General features: G+C 38.1%; 1 protein-coding gene. It reads left to right on the forward strand.

The window, feature by feature from the left end; translation table 11 throughout:
• On the forward strand, positions 1–360 hold a 360-nt coding region (locus E5983_RS09225; RefSeq protein ID WP_160332181.1), incomplete at its 5' end, for an IS66 family transposase.
• Positions 361–926 lie beyond the last annotated feature (566 nt).

Raw genomic sequence — 926 nt, forward strand, 5'->3', positions numbered from 1 at the left:
TATGTCTTACCAGAATCCAAGTTAGGCCGTGCTCTCAAATACAGTTTGGATTATGAGTCCACATTCAAAACTGTACTGGAGGATGGACGTCTCGTTCTATCCAATAATTTGGCAGAAAGAGCAATCAAATCCTTAGTAATGGGGCGCAAGAATTGGTTGTTTTCCCAGAGTTTAGAGGGAGCAGAGTCTAGTGCGATTATTATGACTCTAATTGAGACAGCCAAACTCCACCAAGTGGACAGTGAAAAATATATAGTTTTCCTACTAGAACATTTACCAAACGAGGAGACTCTCGAAAAAAAGGAGGTTCTAGAGGCTTATTTACCATGGGCAAAACAAATACAAGAGCATTGTCGTTAAAGAAACCTCCAAGATTCAAAGCAAGCTGCTTACAATCTTGGAGGTTTTTTGATGTACCCTGTTATTGGGCGCTTACGAAGCGTTTTTAACCAGTAAAGAAGAATTGTTATCTATCAAAAGAGAAGACCAATGACATTACGTCCAATCTGATAGTAAAACAATTTTGAATACAAATCAGATAGTGAGACGGAGGTATAAGAAAGAGGCTGGGATAAAAGTCTAGTTTCATTGACTCTGATTAACAAAAGGGCACCTCTAAAAACTCATACTTATTGTCGCCTTATTTCAAATAAGTAGGTATTCCTATTTGGTAGTGCGGACGTGAGCAGTCTCCTTCGGAGTCTCATCACTAAATTTTGAGCCAAGGTCTCAAAATCTCCGCCATCTAGCAGTTGTTTTTAACTGCTGATGGTTCCACTACAGTAGAAATACCTGCTTTTCTTTATTTTCACTCCCTAAATTTTATGAGATAATAGAACTACTAAGATGAACGAGGTACTATCATGCTATTATTTTCCGACGATGAACGACTTCTAGAAAAACTGTCACAATTGGGAAATCAACTA

It is taken from the genome of Streptococcus danieliae, from assembly GCF_009767945.1.
GTDB lineage: Bacteria > Bacillota > Bacilli > Lactobacillales > Streptococcaceae > Streptococcus > Streptococcus danieliae.